This window comes from Ruicaihuangia caeni (genome assembly GCF_040536845.1).
GTDB classification, from domain to species: Bacteria; Actinomycetota; Actinomycetes; order Actinomycetales; family Microbacteriaceae; genus Ruicaihuangia; species Ruicaihuangia caeni.
In genome coordinates this window covers 2,003,450-2,022,823 of the sequence record NZ_CP159582.1, presented here as the reverse complement: position 1 = coordinate 2,022,823, position 19,374 = coordinate 2,003,450, and the positions used below count along the sequence as shown (strand labels likewise).

General features: G+C 65.4%; 18 protein-coding genes. 11 read left to right on the top strand and 7 right to left on the bottom strand.

Annotated elements, in window-relative coordinates; translation table 11 throughout:
* Positions 1-39 precede the first annotated feature (39 nt).
* Positions 40-1,503 (top strand): NADP-dependent phosphogluconate dehydrogenase, encoded by a 1,464-nt coding sequence (gene gndA / locus ABV606_RS09405; RefSeq protein ID WP_353987497.1) that lies wholly within the window; start codon positions 40-42, stop codon positions 1,501-1,503.
* Positions 1,504-1,757: 254 nt separating this feature from the next.
* Here the strand turns inward: gndA and ABV606_RS09400 are convergent, their stop codons facing one another.
* The 5 genes from ABV606_RS09400 to ABV606_RS09380 form a co-directional block, all read right to left on the bottom strand.
* Positions 1,758-2,735 (bottom strand): ribose-phosphate diphosphokinase, encoded by a 978-nt coding sequence (locus tag ABV606_RS09400; protein WP_281489321.1) that lies wholly within the window; start codon positions 2,733-2,735, stop codon positions 1,758-1,760.
* A 38-nt stretch (positions 2,736-2,773) separates the two neighbouring features.
* Complete coding sequence (glmU, locus tag ABV606_RS09395; RefSeq protein ID WP_353987496.1) at positions 2,774-4,207, bottom strand: bifunctional UDP-N-acetylglucosamine diphosphorylase/glucosamine-1-phosphate N-acetyltransferase GlmU; 1,434 nt, start codon at positions 4,205-4,207, stop codon at positions 2,774-2,776.
* Between the two features lie 188 nt (positions 4,208-4,395).
* Positions 4,396-5,058 carry a response regulator transcription factor gene (locus ABV606_RS09390; protein WP_353987495.1) on the bottom strand — a complete coding sequence of 221 codons (663 nt, stop codon included), beginning with the start codon at positions 5,056-5,058 and terminating at the stop codon, positions 4,396-4,398.
* Positions 5,055-6,179, bottom strand: coding sequence for a sensor histidine kinase (locus ABV606_RS09385; protein ID WP_353987494.1), 1,125 nt, complete (start codon positions 6,177-6,179; stop codon positions 5,055-5,057). Before ABV606_RS09385 ends, ABV606_RS09390 begins: the two co-directional genes overlap by 4 nt.
* A gap of 35 nt (positions 6,180-6,214) precedes the next feature.
* Complete coding sequence (locus ABV606_RS09380) at positions 6,215-6,898, bottom strand: DUF2306 domain-containing protein (protein ID WP_353987493.1); 684 nt, start codon at positions 6,896-6,898, stop codon at positions 6,215-6,217.
* A 148-nt stretch (positions 6,899-7,046) separates the two neighbouring features.
* Here ABV606_RS09380 and ABV606_RS09375 point away from each other — a divergent pair, with 148 nt between their 5' ends.
* Complete coding sequence (locus tag ABV606_RS09375; RefSeq protein ID WP_353987492.1) at positions 7,047-8,024, top strand: NAD(P)-dependent alcohol dehydrogenase; 978 nt, start codon at positions 7,047-7,049, stop codon at positions 8,022-8,024.
* Between the two features lie 577 nt (positions 8,025-8,601).
* Complete coding sequence (locus ABV606_RS09370) at positions 8,602-8,910, top strand: winged helix-turn-helix domain-containing protein (protein WP_353988810.1); 309 nt, start codon at positions 8,602-8,604, stop codon at positions 8,908-8,910.
* Positions 8,911-9,246: 336 nt separating this feature from the next.
* Here ABV606_RS09370 and ABV606_RS09365 read toward each other — a convergent pair whose 3' ends face one another.
* Complete coding sequence (locus ABV606_RS09365) at positions 9,247-9,903, bottom strand: 4a-hydroxytetrahydrobiopterin dehydratase (protein ID WP_353987491.1); 657 nt, start codon at positions 9,901-9,903, stop codon at positions 9,247-9,249.
* Positions 9,904-10,024: 121 nt separating this feature from the next.
* Positions 10,025-10,909, bottom strand: a complete 885-nt coding sequence (locus ABV606_RS09360) for a thioesterase family protein (RefSeq protein ID WP_353987490.1) — start codon at positions 10,907-10,909, stop codon at positions 10,025-10,027.
* A 56-nt stretch (positions 10,910-10,965) separates the two neighbouring features.
* On the opposite strand from ABV606_RS09360, the gene ABV606_RS09355 reads away from it, so the two are divergent.
* The 8 genes from ABV606_RS09355 to ABV606_RS12150 all read left to right on the top strand — a co-directional run bounded on the left by ABV606_RS09355 (position 10,966) and on the right by ABV606_RS12150 (position 19,321).
* Positions 10,966-11,499 carry a winged helix-turn-helix transcriptional regulator gene (locus ABV606_RS09355; RefSeq protein ID WP_353987489.1) on the top strand — a complete coding sequence of 178 codons (534 nt, stop codon included), beginning with the start codon at positions 10,966-10,968 and terminating at the stop codon, positions 11,497-11,499.
* Between the two features lie 39 nt (positions 11,500-11,538).
* Positions 11,539-12,471, top strand: coding sequence for an alpha/beta hydrolase family protein (locus tag ABV606_RS09350; RefSeq protein WP_353987488.1), 933 nt, complete (start codon positions 11,539-11,541; stop codon positions 12,469-12,471).
* A gap of 545 nt (positions 12,472-13,016) precedes the next feature.
* Positions 13,017-13,229 carry a heavy-metal-associated domain-containing protein gene (locus tag ABV606_RS09345; protein ID WP_353987487.1) on the top strand — a complete coding sequence of 71 codons (213 nt, stop codon included), beginning with the start codon at positions 13,017-13,019 and terminating at the stop codon, positions 13,227-13,229.
* Positions 13,226-14,182 carry a heavy-metal-associated domain-containing protein gene (locus tag ABV606_RS09340; protein ID WP_353987486.1) on the top strand — a complete coding sequence of 319 codons (957 nt, stop codon included), beginning with the start codon at positions 13,226-13,228 and terminating at the stop codon, positions 14,180-14,182. The genes ABV606_RS09345 and ABV606_RS09340 overlap by 4 nt, the downstream gene beginning before the upstream one ends.
* A 51-nt stretch (positions 14,183-14,233) precedes the next feature.
* Positions 14,234-16,501 carry a heavy metal translocating P-type ATPase gene (locus ABV606_RS09335; protein WP_353987485.1) on the top strand — a complete coding sequence of 756 codons (2,268 nt, stop codon included), beginning with the start codon at positions 14,234-14,236 and terminating at the stop codon, positions 16,499-16,501.
* 47 nt (positions 16,502-16,548) lie between these two features.
* Entirely contained in the window at positions 16,549-16,824 is a 276-nt protein-coding gene (locus tag ABV606_RS09330; protein WP_353987484.1) for a YHS domain-containing protein, read from the top strand.
* A 69-nt stretch (positions 16,825-16,893) separates the two neighbouring features.
* The gene (locus ABV606_RS09325) at positions 16,894-17,244 is read left to right on the top strand and encodes a metal-sensitive transcriptional regulator (protein WP_353987483.1); all 351 of its coding nucleotides are present in this window, start codon (positions 16,894-16,896) and stop codon (positions 17,242-17,244) included.
* Between the two features lie 19 nt (positions 17,245-17,263).
* Entirely contained in the window at positions 17,264-19,321 is a 2,058-nt protein-coding gene (locus ABV606_RS12150) for an FAD-dependent oxidoreductase (RefSeq protein ID WP_435414946.1), read from the top strand.
* Positions 19,322-19,374 lie beyond the last annotated feature (53 nt).

Here is a 19,374-nt window from a genome sequence, read left to right as displayed (position 1 = left end):
CGGTCATCCCCCACTTCCACCCTCTTTCAAGGAGCCCACGTGTCAACTGCCTCCGAAGCCAAGGCGAACATCGGCGTTGTCGGCCTGGCCGTCATGGGGTCGAACCTCGCCCGCAACCTCGCGAGCCGCGAAGGCAACAAGGTCGCCGTCTACAACCGCACCTGGTCGCGCACCGAGGAGGTCGTCGAGGCCCACCCGGAAGCCGGCTTCATCGCAGCAAAGACCATCGAGGAGTTCGCGCAGTCGCTCTCGACGCCGAGAACCGCGATCATCATGGTCAAGGCGGGCAAGGCGACGGATGCCGTGATCGACCAGCTGGTCGAGGTCTTCGAGCCCGGCGACATCATCGTCGACGGCGGCAACGCCCTGTTCACCGACACCATCCGACGTGAGAAGGCCGTGCGCGAGACCGGCATCAACTTCGTGGGCGCGGGGATCTCGGGCGGAGAAGAGGGCGCCCTGAACGGGCCCTCGATCATGCCGGGAGGCTCCGAGGAGGCGTGGCACACCCTCGGGCCGATCCTCAAGTCGATCGCCGCTGTCGCCGAGGGCGAGCCGTGCGTGACCCACGTGGGCACCGACGGCGCCGGACACTTCGTCAAGATGATCCACAACGGCATCGAGTACGCCGACATGCAACTCATCGCCGAGGCGTATGACCTCCTCCGCAAGGCGGCGGGAATGACTCCTGCAGAGATCGGCGGCGTCTTCGAGGAGTGGAACAAGGGCGAACTCGAGAGCTACCTCATCGAGATCACCGCCGAGGTGCTGCGTCAGGTCGACGCCGCGACCGGCAAGCCCTTCATCGACATCGTGCTCGACCAGGCGGGGTCGAAGGGCACGGGAGTCTGGACGGTGCAGACCTCGCTCGACCTCGGTGTGCCGGTCTCCGGCATCGCGGAAGCAGTGTTCGCCCGCAGCCTCTCGGCCCACCCCCGGCAGCGCGCCGCGGCATCCGACCTGCCCGGCCCGAGCGCGCCGCCGGCGGTCTCGAGCTCCGACCGCGACGCCTTCATCGAAGACGTGCGTCAGGCGCTGTACGCCTCGAAGATCATCGCCTACTCGCAGGGCTTCGACGCGATCATCGCCGGTGCCGACGAATACGGCTGGGACATCAAGAAGGGCGACATCGCGAAGATCTGGCGCGCGGGCTGCATCATCCGCGCGCAGTTCCTGAACCGGATCGCCGAATCGTATGCCGAGCATCCCGACCTCGAGGTGCTCGTCGCGGCGCCGTACTTCGCCGATGCGGTGTCTCGCACGCAGGAAGCCTGGCGGCGCGTCGTCATCCACGCGGTTGCTGCCGGCGTGCCGACGCCCGCCTTCTCGTCGTCGCTCGCCTACTACGACGGGTTGCGCGCCGAACGGCTGCCCGCGGCCCTCGTGCAGGGGCAGCGCGACTTCTTCGGCGCTCACACCTACAAGCGCGTCGACCGCGACGGCACCTTCCACACGCTGTGGTCGGGTGACCGGAGCGAGGTCGAGGAGACCGACTCTCATTGAGCCGCACCGCGACGATCGACCGAGGGGCCCTTCGCGGGGCCCCTTCGTCGTCTGCGCATTGGATGCCGATACGGCCAAGCAGACGCGGCGCTACGACTGAGCGGCTGCTGGCAGGCGGGGATGCCGGGATGCCGGGATGCCGGGATGCCGACGGTGGGCACCGACATCCGCTCAGTTCGAGCGCTACGTCAGTCGACGGTTACGTGATCTTGAGGGTCCGGGCGGGTCCGGCGCTCGCGAGCCGGACTCCGGCCTCAGGCCGCGCCGTCGAAGAGCGAGGTGACCGAGCCGTCCTCGAACACCTCGCGGATGGCGCGAGCGATGAGCGGGGCGATCGAGAGCACGGTGAGGCGATCCCAGCGCTTGTGCTCGGGCAACGGCAGCGTGTCGGTGACGACGACCTCGTCGATGAAGTCGCTCTGCAGGATCTCGCTGGCGGGGTCGCTGAAGATGGCGTGGGTGCATGCCACCACGACGCCGAGCGCGCCATTCTTCTTCAACGCCTCGGCCGCCTTGACGATGGTGCGGCCCGTGTCGATCATGTCGTCGACGAGCAAGCAGACGCGCCCCGAGACGTCGCCCACGATCTCGTGCACCGACACCTGGTTCGCCACCATCGGGTCGCGGCGCTTGTGGATGATGGCGAGCGGCGCGCCGAGCTTGTCGCTCCACATATCGGCCACGCGCACGCGCCCCATGTCGGGCGATACGACGGTCAGCGTTTCAGGGTCGAGCTTCTTCTTGAAGTGATCGAGCAGCACCGGCATGGCGAAGAGGTGATCGACCGGGCCGTCGAAGAAGCCCTGGATCTGCGCGGCGTGCAGGTCGACGCTCATGATGCGGTCGGCGCCGGCGGCCTTGAAGAGGTCGGCGACGAGGCGGGCCGAGATCGGCTCACGGCCGCGACCCTTCTTGTCCTGCCTCGAATAGGGGTAGCTGGGGGCGACCACGGTGATGCGCTTCGCCGAGGCGCGCTTGAGGGCGTCGACCATGATGAGCTGCTCCATGAGCCACTCGTTGATCGGCGAGCTGTGCGACTGGATGACAAAGGCGTCGCAGCCTCGCACGCTCTCATCGAAGCGAGCGTAGATCTCGCCATTGGCGAAGGTGCGGGTGTCGGTAGGAACCAGTTCGGAGCCCAATTCGCGGGCGATGTCTTCAGCGAGCTCGGGGTGGGCTCGGCCGCTGACCAGAACCAGCCGCTTCTCTCCGCTGACCTTGATGCCGGACACGTATCCCGCTTTCTGCCGGTGCGCCTCCGGCGTTGCAGCTAGCTGTCGTCAGACCGCGCCGCAGCCGCGGCTGCGGCAGCCGCGGTGCCCGCCCGGTTGGCCTCGACCCAGCCGGCCATGTTCCGTTGCGGAGCAACGTTGATCGCAAGCTCCCCTGGCGCGACGTCTTTTCGCACCACGGTTCCCGCTCCCGTATACGCTCCGTCACCGATTCTAACGGGGGCGACGAACACGTTGTGCGACCCCGTGCGCACGTGCGAACCGACGACGGTGCGCTGCTTCTCGACGCCGTTATAGTTCGCGGTGATCGTGCCCGCGCCGAGGTTCGACTGCACGCCGACTTCGGTATCGCCCACGTAGCTCAGGTGCGGAATCTTGCTGCCGACGCCGATCTTCGAGTTCTTCGTCTCGACGAAGGTGCCGATCTTCCCGTGCTCCCCGAGTTCGGTGCCCGGTCGCAGATAGGCGAACGGGCCGACCGACGCGCCGGCGCCGATGACGGCGAGCGTCGCGTCGGTGCGCTTGATGACGGCATCCGCGCCCACTTCGCAGTCGACGAGCGTTGTGTCAGGGCCGATCTGAGCGCCGCGCTCGACGACCGTCGCGCCCTTGATCTGCGTGCCCGGCAACAGCTCGACGTCTTCCGCCAGGCGCGACTTGAGATCGATCCACGTGGTGGCGGGGTCGTGCACCGTGACACCCGCGCGCTGCCATCCGCGCACGATGAGCTGGTTCAGCCGCAGCGCCGCCTCGCCGAGTTGCACGCGGTCGTTGACGCCCCCCACGATCCATGGCTCGGCCACGGGAACGGCGGCGACCGCGCCACCCTCGCGACGCAGCAGTCCGATGGCGTCGGTGAGGTACTTCTCGCCCTGCGCGTTGTCAGTGCCGATGCCGGGCAGCACGCGGCGCAGCGCCCCGCAGCCGAAGACGTAGGTGCCGGAGTTGACCTCGGTCACGACGAGCTCGTCGGCCGCGGCATCCTTCTGCTCAACGATGCGATCGAGGGCGCCGTCATCGCCGCGGATGACGCGGCCATAGCCCGTCGCGTCGTCGAGGATCGCCGACAGCACGGTGGCGGATGCCGATGCCTCGCGGTGCGTGCGGATGAGCTCGGTGAGCGTCTCAGCGTCGAGCAGGGGCACATCACCGCTGACGACCACGACATCGCCGTCGAAGTCGGCGGGGAGCGCCTCGACAGCCTGCTCGACAGCGCGCCCGGTGCCCGGCAGCTCGTCCTGGTCGACGATGGTCGTTCCCGGCGCGAGCTCTTCGATGGCCCCGGCGACCGCGTCACGCTCGTGACGCACGACCGCCAGCACGTGCGCCGGCTCGAGCGCCCACGCCGTCGCGAGCACGTGCCCGAGCAGCGGCACGCCGGCGATCTGATGCAGCACCTTCGGCCGCGCGGACTTCATGCGTGTGCCCTGCCCCGCGGCGAGAACGATGATGGCCAGGTTGCTGTCTGTCATGGGGTCTCCGTGGGTGGCGTTGGAGTCAGAGGTCGCCGACTGATGCTCGGCGGGCGATCTGGAACCGGCGCCATCGCTGCTGACGACGGCGCCAGATTCGCCTGAGCAAGGCTATCCCCCAGGTTAACGTGAGTCGTTCTGCGGCCGCTCCGAGCCGGGTTCTGGAGGCGGGTGCCGTTCTCGCGCGGTCAAGATCGCGCCGGTACGCGCTTCGTCTGATGCGCCCAGATGGCGACCTCGACCCGGTTGCGCGCCCCGAGCTTGTTCATCACGCTCGTCAGGTGCGTCTTCACGGTGCTGAGGGTGATGTACATCTTGGCGGCGATCTCAGTGTTGCTGAGCCCCTGTGCGACGTTCGCGAGCACCTGCTCCTCGCGATCCGTGAGGGGCTCGGCTGGCTGCTGCAGCGGTCGGTCGGGAGCGGTTCCGGCGAAGGCCTCGATCAGGCGCACGGTGATGTTGGGGGCGATGAGAGCGTCACCGCTGGCCGCGGCACGCACGGCCTGAGCGAGCAGGGCCGAGCCGGCGTCCTTCAGCAGGAAGCCCTTGGCGCCCGCCCGCAGTGCCGCGTATACGTACTCGTCGAGATCGAAGGTGGTGATGATCACCACGTTCATCGGGTGCTCGACGCCCGACCCCGCGACGGCGCGAGTGGCCTCGATGCCGTCCTGGCCCGGCATCCGAATATCGAACAGGCATACGTCGGGACGCAGACTGCGGGCGAGGGCCACCGCTTGAAGCCCGTCGACCGCCTCCCCGACCACCTCGATATCGGGCTGGGCGTCGAGGATCATCCGGAGTCCGGTGCGCACGAGCTCTTGGTCGTCGGCGATGAGGACGCGGATGCTCATGTGGCCCATCCAACACGAGGAAGCACCGCCGTGACGACCCACCCCCCACCCGGCGCACGACCGGAATGGCAAGTGCCTCCGAGCAGTGAGGCGCGTTCAATCATCCCTATGATGCCGTAGCCGGGCGCGGCCGCGGGCGCCACGTCACCGTCATTCGCCACGGTGAGCCTCACGCCTCCCGAGTCGGCCTCGACCCTGACGTCGATGAGCGTGGCGTTCCGCGAGTGGCGTCGCGCATTGGTGACCGACTCCTGTGCCAGACGATACACAGCCGCGGCGACAGTGGGCGGGATGCTGTCAAGCGCGCCCGTGACCTGCACATCGACGCGTGGCGCAGCGTGATCAGCGCTCGCAAGGTCCGCGATGTCGATGAGCGTGCGGCCTGGTGCGAGTTCGGGTTCCGTGCCCTGGCGCAGGACCCCGACGATTCCGCGCATCTCGGCGAGGGTCTTCGAGGCCTCCGCTTCGATCACCAGGAGGGCGTCGGTCGCGGCGTCGGGATTCAGCGCGGCGGTCGCCAAACCCGCCTGGGCACGGATCGCGATCGCCGACACGTGGTGGGCAACGGTGTCGTGCAGATCTCGGGCGAGCATCTCGCGCTCCAGCGCCTTCACGCGGTCGAGCTCTCGCCGCCGGATGCTCGCTCTGAACCGGACGGCAAGACCCAGGGAAACGACGATCACCGTGAACGCGATCTCTCCCACGAGATCTCCGAGAGACCTTTCGATGAGGGCGGAAGCGACGAGATTGCCGAGAATGATGCCTGCGCCGATGATCAGGGCCCGGCCACTGCCCCACCTGACCAACGCGTATAGGTTGAGGATGGCGAACACGCTGGTGTAGAGGACGGCGCCGTCGAGCAGCAGCATCGCGGAAGCCATGACCGAGAAGCTGATCACCAGCATGAGAAGCGGGCGCGTCCGTCGCCACAGCAGGGTCGGCGCCGCGGCGAGCGCCAGGAGCGCTGCCGTGAGCGGGTGAGCGAGGTCGCTGCGGAATGCCGCCTCGAGCGCTGCGGCCGCCACGACCAGCAGCAGCACCGCCCAGTCGCGCCACACCCGCCGAGGCGGTCTCGGTGCTGCGCCTGGCGCGTTCCACGCAAGGCGCAGGAGACCCGTCACGTGCTCATGATAGGAGCGCATCAGCGTGCCGGGGCTCACGCGAGGGGACGACGCGCTCGGCGAACCACGAGGAACTCCGCCGCGCTAGCGTTGATCACCCACGCTGCGCCGTGAAGCAGCGCGTTGGTGAGGCCGTCGAGCGGCCCGATGAAGATGATCCAAGCGCCGAGGATGAGCGCTTGAGTCCCGGCGGCGACGCCGATGGCGTAAGCGCGCGTCATCCAAGGGCCGTGTGCGGCGAAGTCGCGACGCATGAGGGCGCAGACGCCGACGACGAGACTCGCGACCATGGCGGAACCGAACACGAGCCGGGCCACCATGAGCAGCCCTCCGTCGCCCGTCGAGGACGAGTAGAAGACTGCCATCCATAGACCCGAGAGCGCCGTGACGAAGCCGGCGGGGATCAGCGCCAAGCCCGCGACGCGATGCCAGCTCCGCTTGCTCCGCAACGCGGGCACGAACTGGAAGGCGCCGAGCAGGGAGTAGACCGTCGCGCCGAGAATATGAGCGATGACCGGAACCGGCGAGGCGACGAAGCGAACGCTCTCGGGGGTGATCGGAGCGCCGAGCGTCAGTTGAGAGAGCCGGAGCATCCCTGCGATCACCGGAATGAGGCTGAGCAGGATGAGGCCCGTAACCGCGAGCCATGCACGGTGTCGCACCGCCCGATCAGATGCCCGACGGATGCCACGAGGGCTGGGCGCAAAGTTCAACGTCATGCTGCGATGCTCGCCGGATTGTCGGGCCGTGACATCGGGCGACGGGACGAGGCAGAGACCGTACTTTCGGCTGATCGCATCCGGCCTGATTGCCGATGCCAAGTGACGGCTGAGCCGCGAGCATCGAGCCATGACAACGAACGCCACTATGACAGCAGCTGTGTACCGCCGCTTCGGTCCGCCCGAAGTCGTCCATGTCGAGCCGACCCGCAAGCCCACCCCGAAAGCCGACGAGGTGCTGATCAGGGTTCACGCGAGCACGGTGAGCGCCGCCGATCATCGCGCGCGCAGCCGCGACGTGCCTGCGGGGCTCGGCCTGCTCGCCGCGTTCGGGTTAGGGCTCTTCCGTCCGCGCCATCGGATCCTCGGTATGGATGCCGCGGGCATCGTCGAGGCTGTCGGCGCCGACGTGACGGCATTCGCACCCGGCGACAGGGTGATCGCCATGATGGGAGGCGGTTTCGGCGGTCACGGCGAGTACGTGTGCGTGCCGCGCGATGCTGCTATCACTCGAGCTCCGTCCAATATGACGTTCGAGCAGGCCGTGACCCTTCCGTTCGGCGGCATCACCGCACGCGGATTCCTGAACCAGGTCGCGGTCAAGCCCGGTGACACCGTGCTCGTGAACGGCGCGTCGGGCGCCGTGGGCAGCGCAATGGTGCAACTCGCGAAGAATCTTGGTGCACACGTCACCGGTGTCACGAGCGGAGCAAACGCGGAGCTCGTGCGCTCGCTCGGGGCGGACCGAGTCATCGACTACACCCGGGACGACTTCACCCGCGAGCAGAAGACCTACGACGTCATCGTCGACTGCGTCGGCAACGCCTCATTCGATCGGGTCGGTTCGTTGATCAACCCGGGCGGCGCGCTGCTGCTGGTGGTTGGCGACCTGAAGACCCTGCTGGCTTCAGGCAGGCAGAGCCGCAAGAGCGGCAAGCTCGTGACCCCGAACGTCGGCAAGTACCGTGCCGAGGATCTCGCCCACATCGTCAGCCTCGCCGAGTCAGGCCGCTACCAGGCGGTCATCGACCGCAGCTTCGACCTCGCTGACGTTTCGGAAGCGCACCGCTACGTCGACACCGGCCGCAAGAAGGGCAACGTCGTGCTGCGCATCACGACACGCTAGACGTCCGGAACCGGAGTGCCGCTCGCCGCTTGACATCCAGCATCCTTGCTGGCATATAGTTTCCATATGGAAAGTACTTGCCTCTGGCGAGTGTCAAGAAACTCGATTTGACAAGCAGGGGAAGCATGACTCACGACCGTTCCGAAGACGCAAATGGACCGCTCCAAGAACAACTTCGTGCCGCTGTCGCCGGCGACACCGGCGGAGGTCGCATCGTTCGCGCCGCCAACCACTTCAGCGGCCGATTCGCAGCAACGATAGCGGCGCTCTTGGCGGCTTACCTTCTCGTTGTGGTCTACGTGTACCCACTCGAGGAACTCTGGCTGGACATTGCAGCAACGACCCTCCTGAGCGGCTGCCTGGTGGGCGCCTCGCTATGGCACGGGCGCAGACGCACTGCTTCCAGCCGTGGCTGGGCAAGGCGGTACTCGATCGGCTTTGCACTGAGTGCGGGCCTCTTTGGTGTCGGTGTCGCACTCGCACAAGTCATTGACTCGCGTGCCTGGTGGATCTGGCTGCCATATGCGGCTCTAACTGCGACGCCGCTCATCATCGTCAGCTTCATGCGGGCCACACGATGAGCACGGACGGCACCCACCCCCGGCACGGCTTGGATGAGCACCTGAACTCCCCCGTTCGGCTGAGCATCATGGCGGCACTTGCGCGGGTAGACGACGCAGAGTTCTCCGTCGTCCGAGACGCCATCAGCGTGAGTGATTCCGTTCTGAGCAAGCAGATCGCGGTACTTGAGAGCGTCGGGTATATCGACGCCAAGAAGGGGTATGTCGGAAAGCGGCCGCGCACTTGGCTGAGCCTGACACCCACAGGACGCGCCGCCCTGGAAACCCACCTGTCAGCGCTTCGCGCGCTGATCGGCGGGCTATGACACGCCGCGCAGCGTCGACAGGCTGGATCGTCCGATCAGCGCTTCACCGTTGACCAGCACGATCAAAGGATCACCGCCGCCGGTCGTGCAGTTCAAGAACGGGCGATGGATGCTCTTGAATCCCCGACGCGGCCAAGAATCTTGCTCTGCTCCTCTGGACCCTTCCCACAGACCAGGAAGATTCTCCTGCCGGGGGGGCCGCTGAGGCCTGGAATCATGCGGAAGGTGAAGATCACCGTCTGTGCCGCCTCGACCGTGGCGACAGCGGCAACGCAACGCTGACGGGCGGTACTGCCATCTGCGCGACTCGGGCTGTACAGAGTGGAATTCACCCAATCAGTCGTCGCGGCCTGCTTCAGTGCTGATGCACAGCCGGTTGCCTTGGGCATCAGTAGCGACCACCCACATGGGTGCGTGTTCGTCATTGAGAGTCGCGCCAACAGAGGCCAGGGCATCCAGAGTCGAGGCGCTTTCGCTGAAGGGAACCGTGACATCCAAGTGGAACCGATTCAAATTGGGGCTTTGGGACTCTTGAAACCAGATGGCCGGGCCTCTGCCATAGGGGTCGGTCAAGCTTCCGTCTTCATGCCTCTTGTAGGCCAGTGCCGTTCGCCAAACTTCTGAAATAGCTTCCGGGGCATCTGTGTCGATGGCTATTTCAACTGTGCGCAAGAGTGCCGGGAGAGGTGTGGCACCACTGACTTGGGCCTGCCTCGATATCCAGCGGGCCAGCGCCACGTCTCTCGCCGTCACCCTGTCTCCAGCGTCGTGTGAAGTGAGCGTGACGAACAAGGTGTCGTACCGCCAGTCCACATCGGGGTGGTGGCCGGACTCCTCGGCCAGCTCGCCAATGGTAGAAAGCAAGTTCAAGGCACCCGCGGAGGATTCGCACTTGAATACGGTCCGCAAAGCTCCCAGCCCATACCGCCATTCCGGCAACTGGATGAGATTTGCTTGGATTTGCTGCCGGTTCAAAACATCGGTTGCTGCCATGGTTTTTCTACCCCGGATTTTCAAGTTGCAGGGTGAGCTCGCCGAGCAAGCGGGTTCCGGAGGAAGCCCCCCCAACGCTTGGCCACGGGGCGATGGCACTGCCCGCACCGGCCGTTGGGTTTCATCGCGCGGGCCGATCTTCAAGCATTCGGCGGGTCTGCCGTGCGTGCGCAACGAGGTTCCCGTCCGAGGTCCAGAGCTCGCAGTCATCCACGCAGAGACCAGGCCAGGACCATGCCGTGCGTTGGTCGATCAGGAGCCATTCGGTCACCTGGGTCGGCTGCGCGAAATGGATTGTCATTTCGGCAGTCGGCATAGGTTGCGGATGCTTTCTTGTGGCGTAGATGGAGGGGAAAAGCGCATCCAATACGACTGGAATGCTGCTGGTGGGGTGGCTGCCGGCGGCGTAGCGGATCCATGCCCGAAGATGCGGCGTTGCACCTCCGGCGAGCGGCCGGCCAGAACCTAGCGGTCGGATATCGAAGTGTCTGGAGATCGGCACGACATCGACCGGTGCCGGGAAGGCAGGGAGGGACTCCGGCGGCCGTCGAAGCTCTTCCTGCGTGGGGCCTGTCTGCAGCCAATGCAACGCTTCCGGTCTCGAACCCGGATCCGTGAAGAGAGCGGTCATGGTCGCGCCCGGGCGCGCTTGGTTGAGCGTTACCTTGGCGCTGGAAAGGGTGCGGGACTTTGCTTGGACAGAGACACTTAGCTGCGCCGATCCAGGACTGATCGGGGCGTGAAAATGAGTAGTGGCGGCAACCGGTATACGTCCGTTGAGAAAGCCGCCTGCCGCTTCCAGCATGGCCCCGATCGCCACTCCGCCCTGAATGCCGGCCCAGGTCCGTGCCGAGGGGTCGAATGAAACTGAAGGCGCCGTGCCGCTTCCACCATGACAGGCCAGCGAAACACCTTCACGTGTGCCGCTGGCGCGTGCTTCGCCGCCTTCCTTCGGGTTGACAGCGGTCACGCCCGCCAGATCCAGATGCTGACTATTTGAAGGCATAGCCAGAAACTAGAAGGCTGACTATAGCAATGTCAAGTCAGGTTTAGCATTGAGCCATGAGCAGCGATGAGCAGGGCGATGTAGAAGGCATCGAGCTAGGCGCCGACGCGCGAGATTTCGTCAGAAAAGGCTCCTGTTCGATGGAACGGGCACTTGGAGTCGTGGGCAAGCGCACGAGCCTCCTCATGATGCGCGAGGCCTACTACGGGACGCGCCGGTTTGATGACTTTGCAGCGAGGGTGGGCATCACTGATGCTGTCACGTCCGAGCGGCTGAGGGAACTCGTGGCCTCAGGACTGTTGGAGCGCCACCCGTACAGAGAGCCGGGCCGCCGCACCCGGCACGAATACCGCCTTACCCAGATGGGAGTGGACCTCCTACCAGCCGCTATTGCCCTGATGCAATGGGGGGACAAGTACCTCAGCGACGCTGGCGAAGGCCCGGTGACCCTCCGCCATTCCGGTTGCGGAGCCAGAGTGCGGGCCGAAGTTAGATGCGAATATGGACACGAGGTGAGCCTCGGAGACATTACCGTTGCACTGAACCCCACGCCTCCGGATCAGCCCTCGGATCATCCGACGGGACTCTAAACCTGCCTAGTCTGGCAAAGCTGACATACATTGCTCTCCATGGCAGACAACCGCACGGCCAGCGCCACCGGTGAGCGCGTCAGCATTCCTGTGATTGGTGCCGGTGCGGTGGCGGCGACTTTGCGGCTGCCCGCTGAGCCAGCTGTGGCCGCTGTGACAATCCATCCCGCCACGGCTGTGGGCGCCTGGCTCTACACGAGCTTTGCTGAGTATCTAGTGGGGCACGGCTTTGCCGTTTTAACATATGACTACCGTGGCACCGGCGCCTCGGGTACTCCAAGAGCCAACCGGGGCCTGAAGATGCGGGACTGGATGTATCAGGACGTCCCGGCTGTGGCCGCGTGGATGGCTGAGCGCCTCCCCCAGATCCCGCACTTTGCCGTGGGACACAGCGTTGGAGGCCAGGCGCTGGCTCTTAATAACGGGACCAAGGGCTTGCAGGGATTCGTCTCTATCGCCTCCCACGCAGGGGTAACACGGGCCATTGAGGACCGGAAGGAACGATTGCGAGTCGGACTGATTTTGCGTGTTGTCGGACCGGCCTTTTCCGTGGCGATGGGAATGGTGCCGGGCCGCCGACTGGGTATAGGTGAAGACATACCCGGGGCCGTAATGCTTGAGTGGAGTAAATGGTCCCGTTTGCCCTTCTACTTCTTCGACGACCCGAGTTTGGGTGCGGCAGAGAGCGCCGCGAAGGTGAACACCGATGTCTTGGCGATCGGCTTCACTGACGATCTCTGGGCTACGCCTCGACAGATCGATGCGCTGTTCAGCCGCTTGCCCAGTGCAAGTCTGGAACGTCGCACTTATTCTCCCGAAGACGGTGGTGTTCCCGCTATTGGCCACCTGGGATTCTTCCGTCGCGCTGGGAAAGCTCTATGGCCCCCCGTCTTGGAATGGTTGGAAGCCAGGACCGTCTCGGTTCTGAACGGGAGTTCTCTCGGCATCCCACGTCGGTACCGCGTGCGGTGACGGCCCTCTGGGAGCGCTGAGGCTGTGGCTGACTTCTGGACCACCATCGTCTGAACGAATTCAAGCGCGACGCGGTCGCTCTGGCGCTCTCGCAGGGGATGTCACAGACGCAGGTGTGCGCAGACATGGGCACCCCGAAGTCCGCGTTGTCCGACCGATCTGCCGCTAGACCGCTCGAAATGGCGCTCTGGGTGCGCATTGCGCGGATGAGGAAACTGCCGGCAGATCCGCGAACAGGACTTACCCTCCACTAAACCCGGGCGACTCAGGTGGCACGTTGACCGCGCGCGACGCGGTTGGGTGTTCGGGATCGACGGGCGCGAGATCAGTTTCGACCGCCCCCTCGACTGGTTGACGCTCTGCTGCGCCGGACGCTAGCGCAACCCAACGATCCGAAGCTGTGGCGCGGGCGGCGACTGGGGAACCAGCCAGCCTTCGTCTGCTGACAGGAAAGCGGAAGATTGCCTGTTGCAAAGTACCCCCAGCGGGTATACGCTCCTACGCGTACCCGGTAGGGGTATATTCGAACGGAAAGAGGATGCGAGATGGCTAAAAACGACTACCAGGTGACGGGCATGACCTGCGGGCACTGCGAAATGTCGATCCGTGAAGAGGTCGGCCAGATCCCTGGGGTCGAGGACGTCCAGGTGAGTGCGCAGACGGGCAAGCTCACTGTCACCGGCTCTGATGCGGTCGACGATGCCCGGGTTCTCGCCGCTGTGGAGGAAGCGGGCTACTCGGCGGTGCGGGCGGCATGAATACCGGCGCGCGTCTTGCCATCTATGGCCTCGGGCTCGTGGTGGCGTTCGGCGGTGCGTTTGGGATCGCCGGGGCCGTCGTACCCGACAGCGCCCTTGCAGCGTGGACGAAAGGGAGCGAGATGAACGGTCATGAAGAGGGTCACAATTCGGGGGGCACCGCATCGGCACCTGCTGCCTCGGACCCTGTGAAGGGCCTCGCTGTCGGCGCCCACGGATACCTGCTGTCGCCGATTGAGGCGCCTGCGGCCGTCGGTGAAGTCGGCGAGATCAAGTTCCAGATCCAGGATGCCTCGGGCGCCCCAGTCACGGAGTACAAAACCGCGCATGATAAGGATCTACATCTGATCGTGGTGCGGTCGGATGGCAGGCAGTTCCGTCACGTTCACCCCGAGTTGGACGAGCCATCGGGCACATGGTCGATGCCATGGGAATGGGCGGCAGCCGGCAGCTACCGCGTGTTTGCAGATTTCACGCCGGCGAATGCCGAGGCATCCGGTCTCTCCCTCAGTCGCACCGTACAGGTGGCCGGGCAGTTCGCTCCCGTGGCGCCGCAACCGACTCACGTCGATCAGGTCGACGGTTTCACGGTTGCACTGGACGGAGAAATGGTGGCGGGATCGTCAAGCGAACTCCGAATCGCGATCACTCGTGACGGTGAACCGGTCACCACCGTGGAGCCGTACCTGGGTGCGTTCGGTCACCTGATTGCGTTGCGTGAGGGCGACCTCGGCTTTCTGCATGTGCACGCCGAGGGTGAAACGCCCGAGGCCAACGACACGACCGGGCCGGAAATCGTGTTCGCCGCTGAGGCACCGACTGCCGGCCGCTACCTGCTCTACCTGGACTTCAAGGTCAACGGCGAGGTCCACACTGCCGAGTTCGTTCTCGACGCCGTCCACAGCGACCACACCACGGGCGCCGAGAGCGCATCGCATTCGGAGGGGCACTGACCGTCAGGTCGCGCCTGTCCTGCAGCTAACAGCTAACAGAAGGAACAAGAGATGAGCACATCAGCGCCCCCGAGTGTGGGCACAGGCGTCGAGCTGGAGATCGGCGGGATGACCTGCGCCTCCTGCGCGATGCGGATCGAGAAGAAGCTGAACAAGCTCGATGGGGTCACCGCCACGGTGAACTACGCGACCGAGAAAGCGAAGGTCACCGTGCCGGAAGGGTACGACCCGGCGCTGTTGATCGCCGAGGTCGAAAAGACCGGATACACCGCCGCGATGCCCGCCACCAAGGGCGGGAAGAACGACGGCGCAGCCTCCCGTGACCAGGACGACGCGGACCCGGAGCTGCTGTCGCTGCGCCATCGGCTGATCGGTTCGGTCGTGCTTACGGTGCCTGTGATCGCCATGGCGATGATCCCCGCGCTGCAGTTCACTTACTGGCAGTGGGCTTCGCTCGCGCTGGCCGCGCCCGTGATTTTGTGGGCGGCGTGGCCGTTCCACAAGGCAGCGTGGACAAACCTGAAGCACGGCGCCGCGACGATGGACACCCTCATTTCGATGGGTACCTCCGCGGCTTTTCTCTGGTCGCTGTATGCGCTGTTCTTCGGCACCGCCGGAACCCCGGGCATGACGCACCCCTTCGAGTTCGCCTTGGCCCCCTCCGATGGCGCCGCGAACATCTACCTCGAGGTGGGCGCCGGTGTGACGATGTTCATCCTCGCCGGCCGATACTTCGAGAAGCGGTCCAAGAAGCAGGCTGGCGCAGCCTTGCGTGCACTGCTCGAGCTCGGGGCGAAAGAGGTTTCGGTCCTGCGCGGTGGGGTCGAGACGAAACTTCCCGTCGAGGACCTGCAGGTCGGTGATGAGTTCATCGTGCGCCCGGGAGAGAAGATCGCCACCGACGGTGTCGTGGCTTCCGGGACATCCGCAGTCGACGCCTCTATGCTCACCGGCGAGGCTGTGCCGGTCGAAGTCTCCGAGGGCGATGCCGTCACCGGGGCCACCACGAATGTCGGCGGCCGGCTCGTGGTGCGTGCGACCCGGATCGGGGCGGACACGCAGTTGGCGCAGATGGCCAAGCTCGTCGAGGACGCCCAGACCGGTAAGGCCGAAGTTCAGCGCCTCGCTGACCGGATCTCAGGTGTGTTCGTGCCGATCGTGATCGTGATCGCAACGCTTGCGCTCGGCGGCTGGCTGGGTGCCGGATTCCCCGTGGCTGCCGCGTTCACCGCTGCGGTAGCGGTCCTCGTGATCGCTTGCCCCTGCGCGCTAGGTCTGGCCACACCGACGGCGCTGCTCGTTGGTACCGGACGTGGAGCTCAGATGGGCGTGCTCATAAAGGGCCCTGAAGTGCTGGAATCCACTCGCAAGGTCGACACCGTCGTTCTGGACAAGACCGGCACCGTCACCACCGGCAAGATGACTCTCGTTGACGTGGTCGTCGAGGCCGGCACCGATCGTACCGAGTTGTTGCGGCTGGCCGGAGCGTTGGAGGATGCCTCGGAGCACCCGATCGCGCAGGCGATCGCCAAGGGGGCCACGCAGCAAGTCGGAACACTGCCGACGCCTGAGGGCTTCGCGAACATCGAAGGCAAGGGTGTTCAGGGCGTTGTCGATGGCCACGCCGTAGTGGTGGGTCGGGACTCGCTGCTGGCCGAATGGTCCCTGCAGCTGAGCCGTGAGCTCGCCTCGACCAAGGCGCGTGCCGAAGGCGAGGGCAAGACGGTCGTCGCGGTGGCCTGGGACGGGCAGGCACGGGGCATCCTCGTCGTCGCCGACACGGTGAAGCCGACCAGCGCCGCCGCGATCGCCCAGTTCAAGGAGATTGGTCTCACCCCGATCCTCCTCACCGGTGACAACGAAGCCGTCGCCCGGCGGATCGCCATCGAAGTAGGCATCGAGGAGGTCATCGCCGAAGTTCTCCCACAGGACAAGGTCGACGTCGTCACTCGGCTACAGCGCGAGGGGAAGACCGTCGCGATGATCGGCGACGGCGTCAACGACGCCCCCGCTCTGGCCCAGGCGGACCTGGGTCTCGCCATGGGCACCGGCGCCGACGTCGCCATCGAGGCATCCGACATCACTCTGGTTCGCGGCGACCTGCGTAGCGCGGTCGACGCGATTCGCCTCTCCCGTAAGACCCTCGGAACTATCAAGAGCAACCTGTTTTGGGCGTTCGCCTACAACGTCGCAGCGATCCCGGTCGCGGCGCTCGGAATGCTCAACCCCATGCTTGCCGGGGCGGCGATGGCGCTATCCAGCGTCTTCGTTGTCGGCAACAGCCTGCGCCTGCGCGGGTTCAGGAGCGTCGCAACGTAATAACGCGACCAACCCCACATCACCAAAACACGAAGGGAATCACCAGCATGACGAACGACCTCGAGGCAACCTCCAGCTGTTGCAGCACCAGTGCCGCCAACCCTCCCGCGGCAGGGAACGGCCGCGAGAACCTGATGGGCGCCAGCGCGAGTGCCGACATGACCACCTGCCCGGTTATGGTCGGCAACCCCGTGAGCAAGACGGCAGCCGAGGCGGTTGGCCTGTATCGCGATTACGAGGGCGAGCGCTACTACTTCTGCTGCGCCGGATGCGGGCCCGCCTTCGACGCCGACCCTGCCAAATACGCCGCCAACATGGCATAACCACACGGACGTGGGGGTTCGCGGCTCGTGCTCGCGAGCCGCGAACCCCCAATGACGGGAACGGAATGGATGACCATGCTTCCCCCGACCGCCGAGGCACAAGTTGATGCATGCCCGACCAGTCAGCGCCACTCGGCGGGCCACGAATACATCACCGATAAGAACAAGTACCGCAACCGGCTCAGACGTCTCGAAGGTCAGGTCCGTGGCGTTGACAGAATGATCGACGAAGAGCGTTACTGCACCGACATCCTCACGCAGATTTCCGCCATCACCAAGGCCCTCGAAAGCGTCGCGCTCGGCCTGTTGGAAGACCACCTTCGCCGCTGCGTCCTCGAGGCCGCCGCTACCGGCCAGCCGGTCAGCAACCTCACGATCGCCGAAGCGTCCGACGCGATCGCCAGATTGGTGCGCTCCTAACGTCAGTAGCAGCAACCGGATGGCCGCAGCAACCACCCGAAACTGGAGAACGCAACACATGACCTCACACCATGCCGTGATACTCGGCGCCGGAGCGGCAGGCACCGCCGCCGCCCGCGCCCTTGCCGGTCAGGAAGGCATCAAGGCCACCATCGTCGGACAGACGGACGAGACTCCATACACGCGCATGCTCATCAAAGGCGTCGCGTACGGCTCATCCTCTCCTGAGCTCATCCGGCTGCCCATGCCGCAAGCCGACTTCATCGCCGACACAGCCGAACACGTCGATTTCGAGAGCCGAACGGTCCACCTGGCCTCGGGTACGACTATCGCCTACGACTCGCTCGTCGTCGCGACCGGAAGCCAAGCGCGCGGGCTCGAGGCCAACGTCCCGGGCGCGCAACAGGCCGCGCGGGCTGGAACTCTAGTCGCCCTGCACTCGCTCGCCGACGCAATGCAACTCAGGGAGGCGATCCTCGCATGCGGCAGAAACGCGCGTGTCGCGATCTATGGCGCTGGGCTGACCGCGTCCGAGACCGCGTCGGCGCTGCAGGCACAGGGTCACGAGGTCAGCCTCATCGCTCGCAGCAAGATACCCGGTGTCGCCACGTTCGGCAGGTCCGTTGCCGAGCGCATCGCAGCGCATCACCAGTCCCGGGTGAGCACGTTCTTCGGCCGTGTCATCAGCGAGATTCATCCCATACCAGATGCGACCGTCGTCACTCTCGACGACGGAACCGACCTGATCGTCGACCTCGTTATCATCGCACTCGGCACCACACCTGTCGCACCCGCGCCCTGGCGCAAAGGCGAAGGTGTCGACGTTGATGACCGGCTCCACGCCCACGGCCTCGAAGGCGTGTACGCGGCGGGTGGCGTAGCTGTCCATCACGACCACCACCTCGGAACCTGGCGCATCGACCACTGGGACGACGGGGCCGCTCAGGGAACGCACGCCGCTCGAATGTTGCTCCACTCGCTCGATCGAGGCGAAGACCCGGGCCCGTACCGGCCCCGCAGCGCCTACATGGCCATGATCTACGGACGGATGATCGCCGGAGTGGGCTACACCGGATACCCGGACACGCCTATCGACCGTAGCGGCGAAGAATTCATCGTATTGCACGAGCACGGGGACGCCGTGGTCGGGCAAGTGGCATTGATGCAGTCGGGGCGGTGTATCAGTGGGGACAGCGCCTCCATGAGGCCTATTCCTAGAGGCCGGCACCGTCGACGTCTTCGGCGATCTTGCCAATCCGGTCCGGATGAAGATCATGCTCGCGTTACGGGAGACAGAGATGTCAGTGAATCACCTCGCCGACATCGTCGACGAACCACCTCGCACGGTGGCCCGCCGGCTTGCGCGCCGAGCCCGACAAGGATCGTCGTCTCCTGCAGCCAATGGGTAGATCGTCTTCTACCGCCTGACCAACGAGCATGTGACGGATCGCGCGATCACCGGCGTCCTCCAAGCCCCAGCATGCCGTTCTCACGGAGCCCCGATACAGGCCCCCGTCCTAGACAAACACTTTCGAAACGCGAAGGAGTCACCATGCCGCGCCTTTCCCGACTCACTCCCGAGACCGCTGTGGGTGCCTCGCGCGACCTGCTCGGCGAGCTGGTAGGCCGGCACGCTCACGTTGGCGACATGGTGTCCACGATGGCGCACTCGCCGGCAGTGCTCGGCGGATACCTGCAACTCAGCCGTTCCATGAGGCGCGCCAAGCTCGATCGAAAGATCAGCGAACGCATCTCAATCGCCGTTCAGGCCCAACAGGGATGCCGCCTTTGCCTTCAGTCGCACGTCGCCGCCGCTCGCTCGCTCGGCATCAGCGACGAGGGGATCGAATTGGCCCACGCGGGGTCGTCTGCCGATGCCTCCTTGGCAGCGATCATTGTCCTGGGCCTCCAGGTTTATCGAGAGCCGATGTCCATCACCGACGAGCAAATCGACAACCTCCGTGCCCACGGCTACAGCGACCGCGAAGTCGCCGATGTCGTCGGCATTGTCGCACTCAATATCCTCACGGGGGCGTTCAACCTGCTCGCCGGGCTCACGCCGGGGAACGCTGACTGATACGCGGGCATGGGACAGAGGGATTGAACCCAACGCCCAGTCTTGCTTTGGGC

Excerpts from the sequence above, each read along its gene's own strand:
- glmU (WP_353987496.1), bottom strand. The coding sequence starts at position 4,207 with ATGACAGACAGCAACCTGGCCATCATCGTTCTCGCCGCGGGGCAGGGC.
- ABV606_RS09390 (WP_353987495.1), bottom strand. The coding sequence starts at position 5,058 with ATGAGCATCCGCGTCCTCATCGCCGACGACCAAGAGCTCGTGCGCACC.
- ABV606_RS09380 (WP_353987493.1), bottom strand. The coding sequence starts at position 6,898 with ATGACGTTGAACTTTGCGCCCAGCCCTCGTGGCATCCGTCGGGCATCT.
- ABV606_RS09375 (WP_353987492.1), top strand. The coding sequence starts at position 7,047 with ATGACAGCAGCTGTGTACCGCCGCTTCGGTCCGCCCGAAGTCGTCCAT.
- ABV606_RS09370 (WP_353988810.1), top strand. The coding sequence starts at position 8,602 with ATGAGCACGGACGGCACCCACCCCCGGCACGGCTTGGATGAGCACCTG.
- ABV606_RS09365 (WP_353987491.1), bottom strand. The coding sequence starts at position 9,903 with ATGGCAGCAACCGATGTTTTGAACCGGCAGCAAATCCAAGCAAATCTC.
- ABV606_RS09360 (WP_353987490.1), bottom strand. The coding sequence starts at position 10,909 with ATGCCTTCAAATAGTCAGCATCTGGATCTGGCGGGCGTGACCGCTGTC.
- ABV606_RS09355 (WP_353987489.1), top strand. The coding sequence starts at position 10,966 with ATGAGCAGCGATGAGCAGGGCGATGTAGAAGGCATCGAGCTAGGCGCC.
- ABV606_RS09350 (WP_353987488.1), top strand. The coding sequence starts at position 11,539 with ATGGCAGACAACCGCACGGCCAGCGCCACCGGTGAGCGCGTCAGCATT.
- ABV606_RS09345 (WP_353987487.1), top strand. The coding sequence starts at position 13,017 with ATGGCTAAAAACGACTACCAGGTGACGGGCATGACCTGCGGGCACTGC.
- ABV606_RS09340 (WP_353987486.1), top strand. The coding sequence starts at position 13,226 with ATGAATACCGGCGCGCGTCTTGCCATCTATGGCCTCGGGCTCGTGGTG.
- ABV606_RS09335 (WP_353987485.1), top strand. The coding sequence starts at position 14,234 with ATGAGCACATCAGCGCCCCCGAGTGTGGGCACAGGCGTCGAGCTGGAG.
- ABV606_RS09330 (WP_353987484.1), top strand. The coding sequence starts at position 16,549 with ATGACGAACGACCTCGAGGCAACCTCCAGCTGTTGCAGCACCAGTGCC.
- ABV606_RS09325 (WP_353987483.1), top strand. The coding sequence starts at position 16,894 with ATGACCATGCTTCCCCCGACCGCCGAGGCACAAGTTGATGCATGCCCG.
- ABV606_RS12150 (WP_435414946.1), top strand. The coding sequence starts at position 17,264 with ATGGCCGCAGCAACCACCCGAAACTGGAGAACGCAACACATGACCTCA.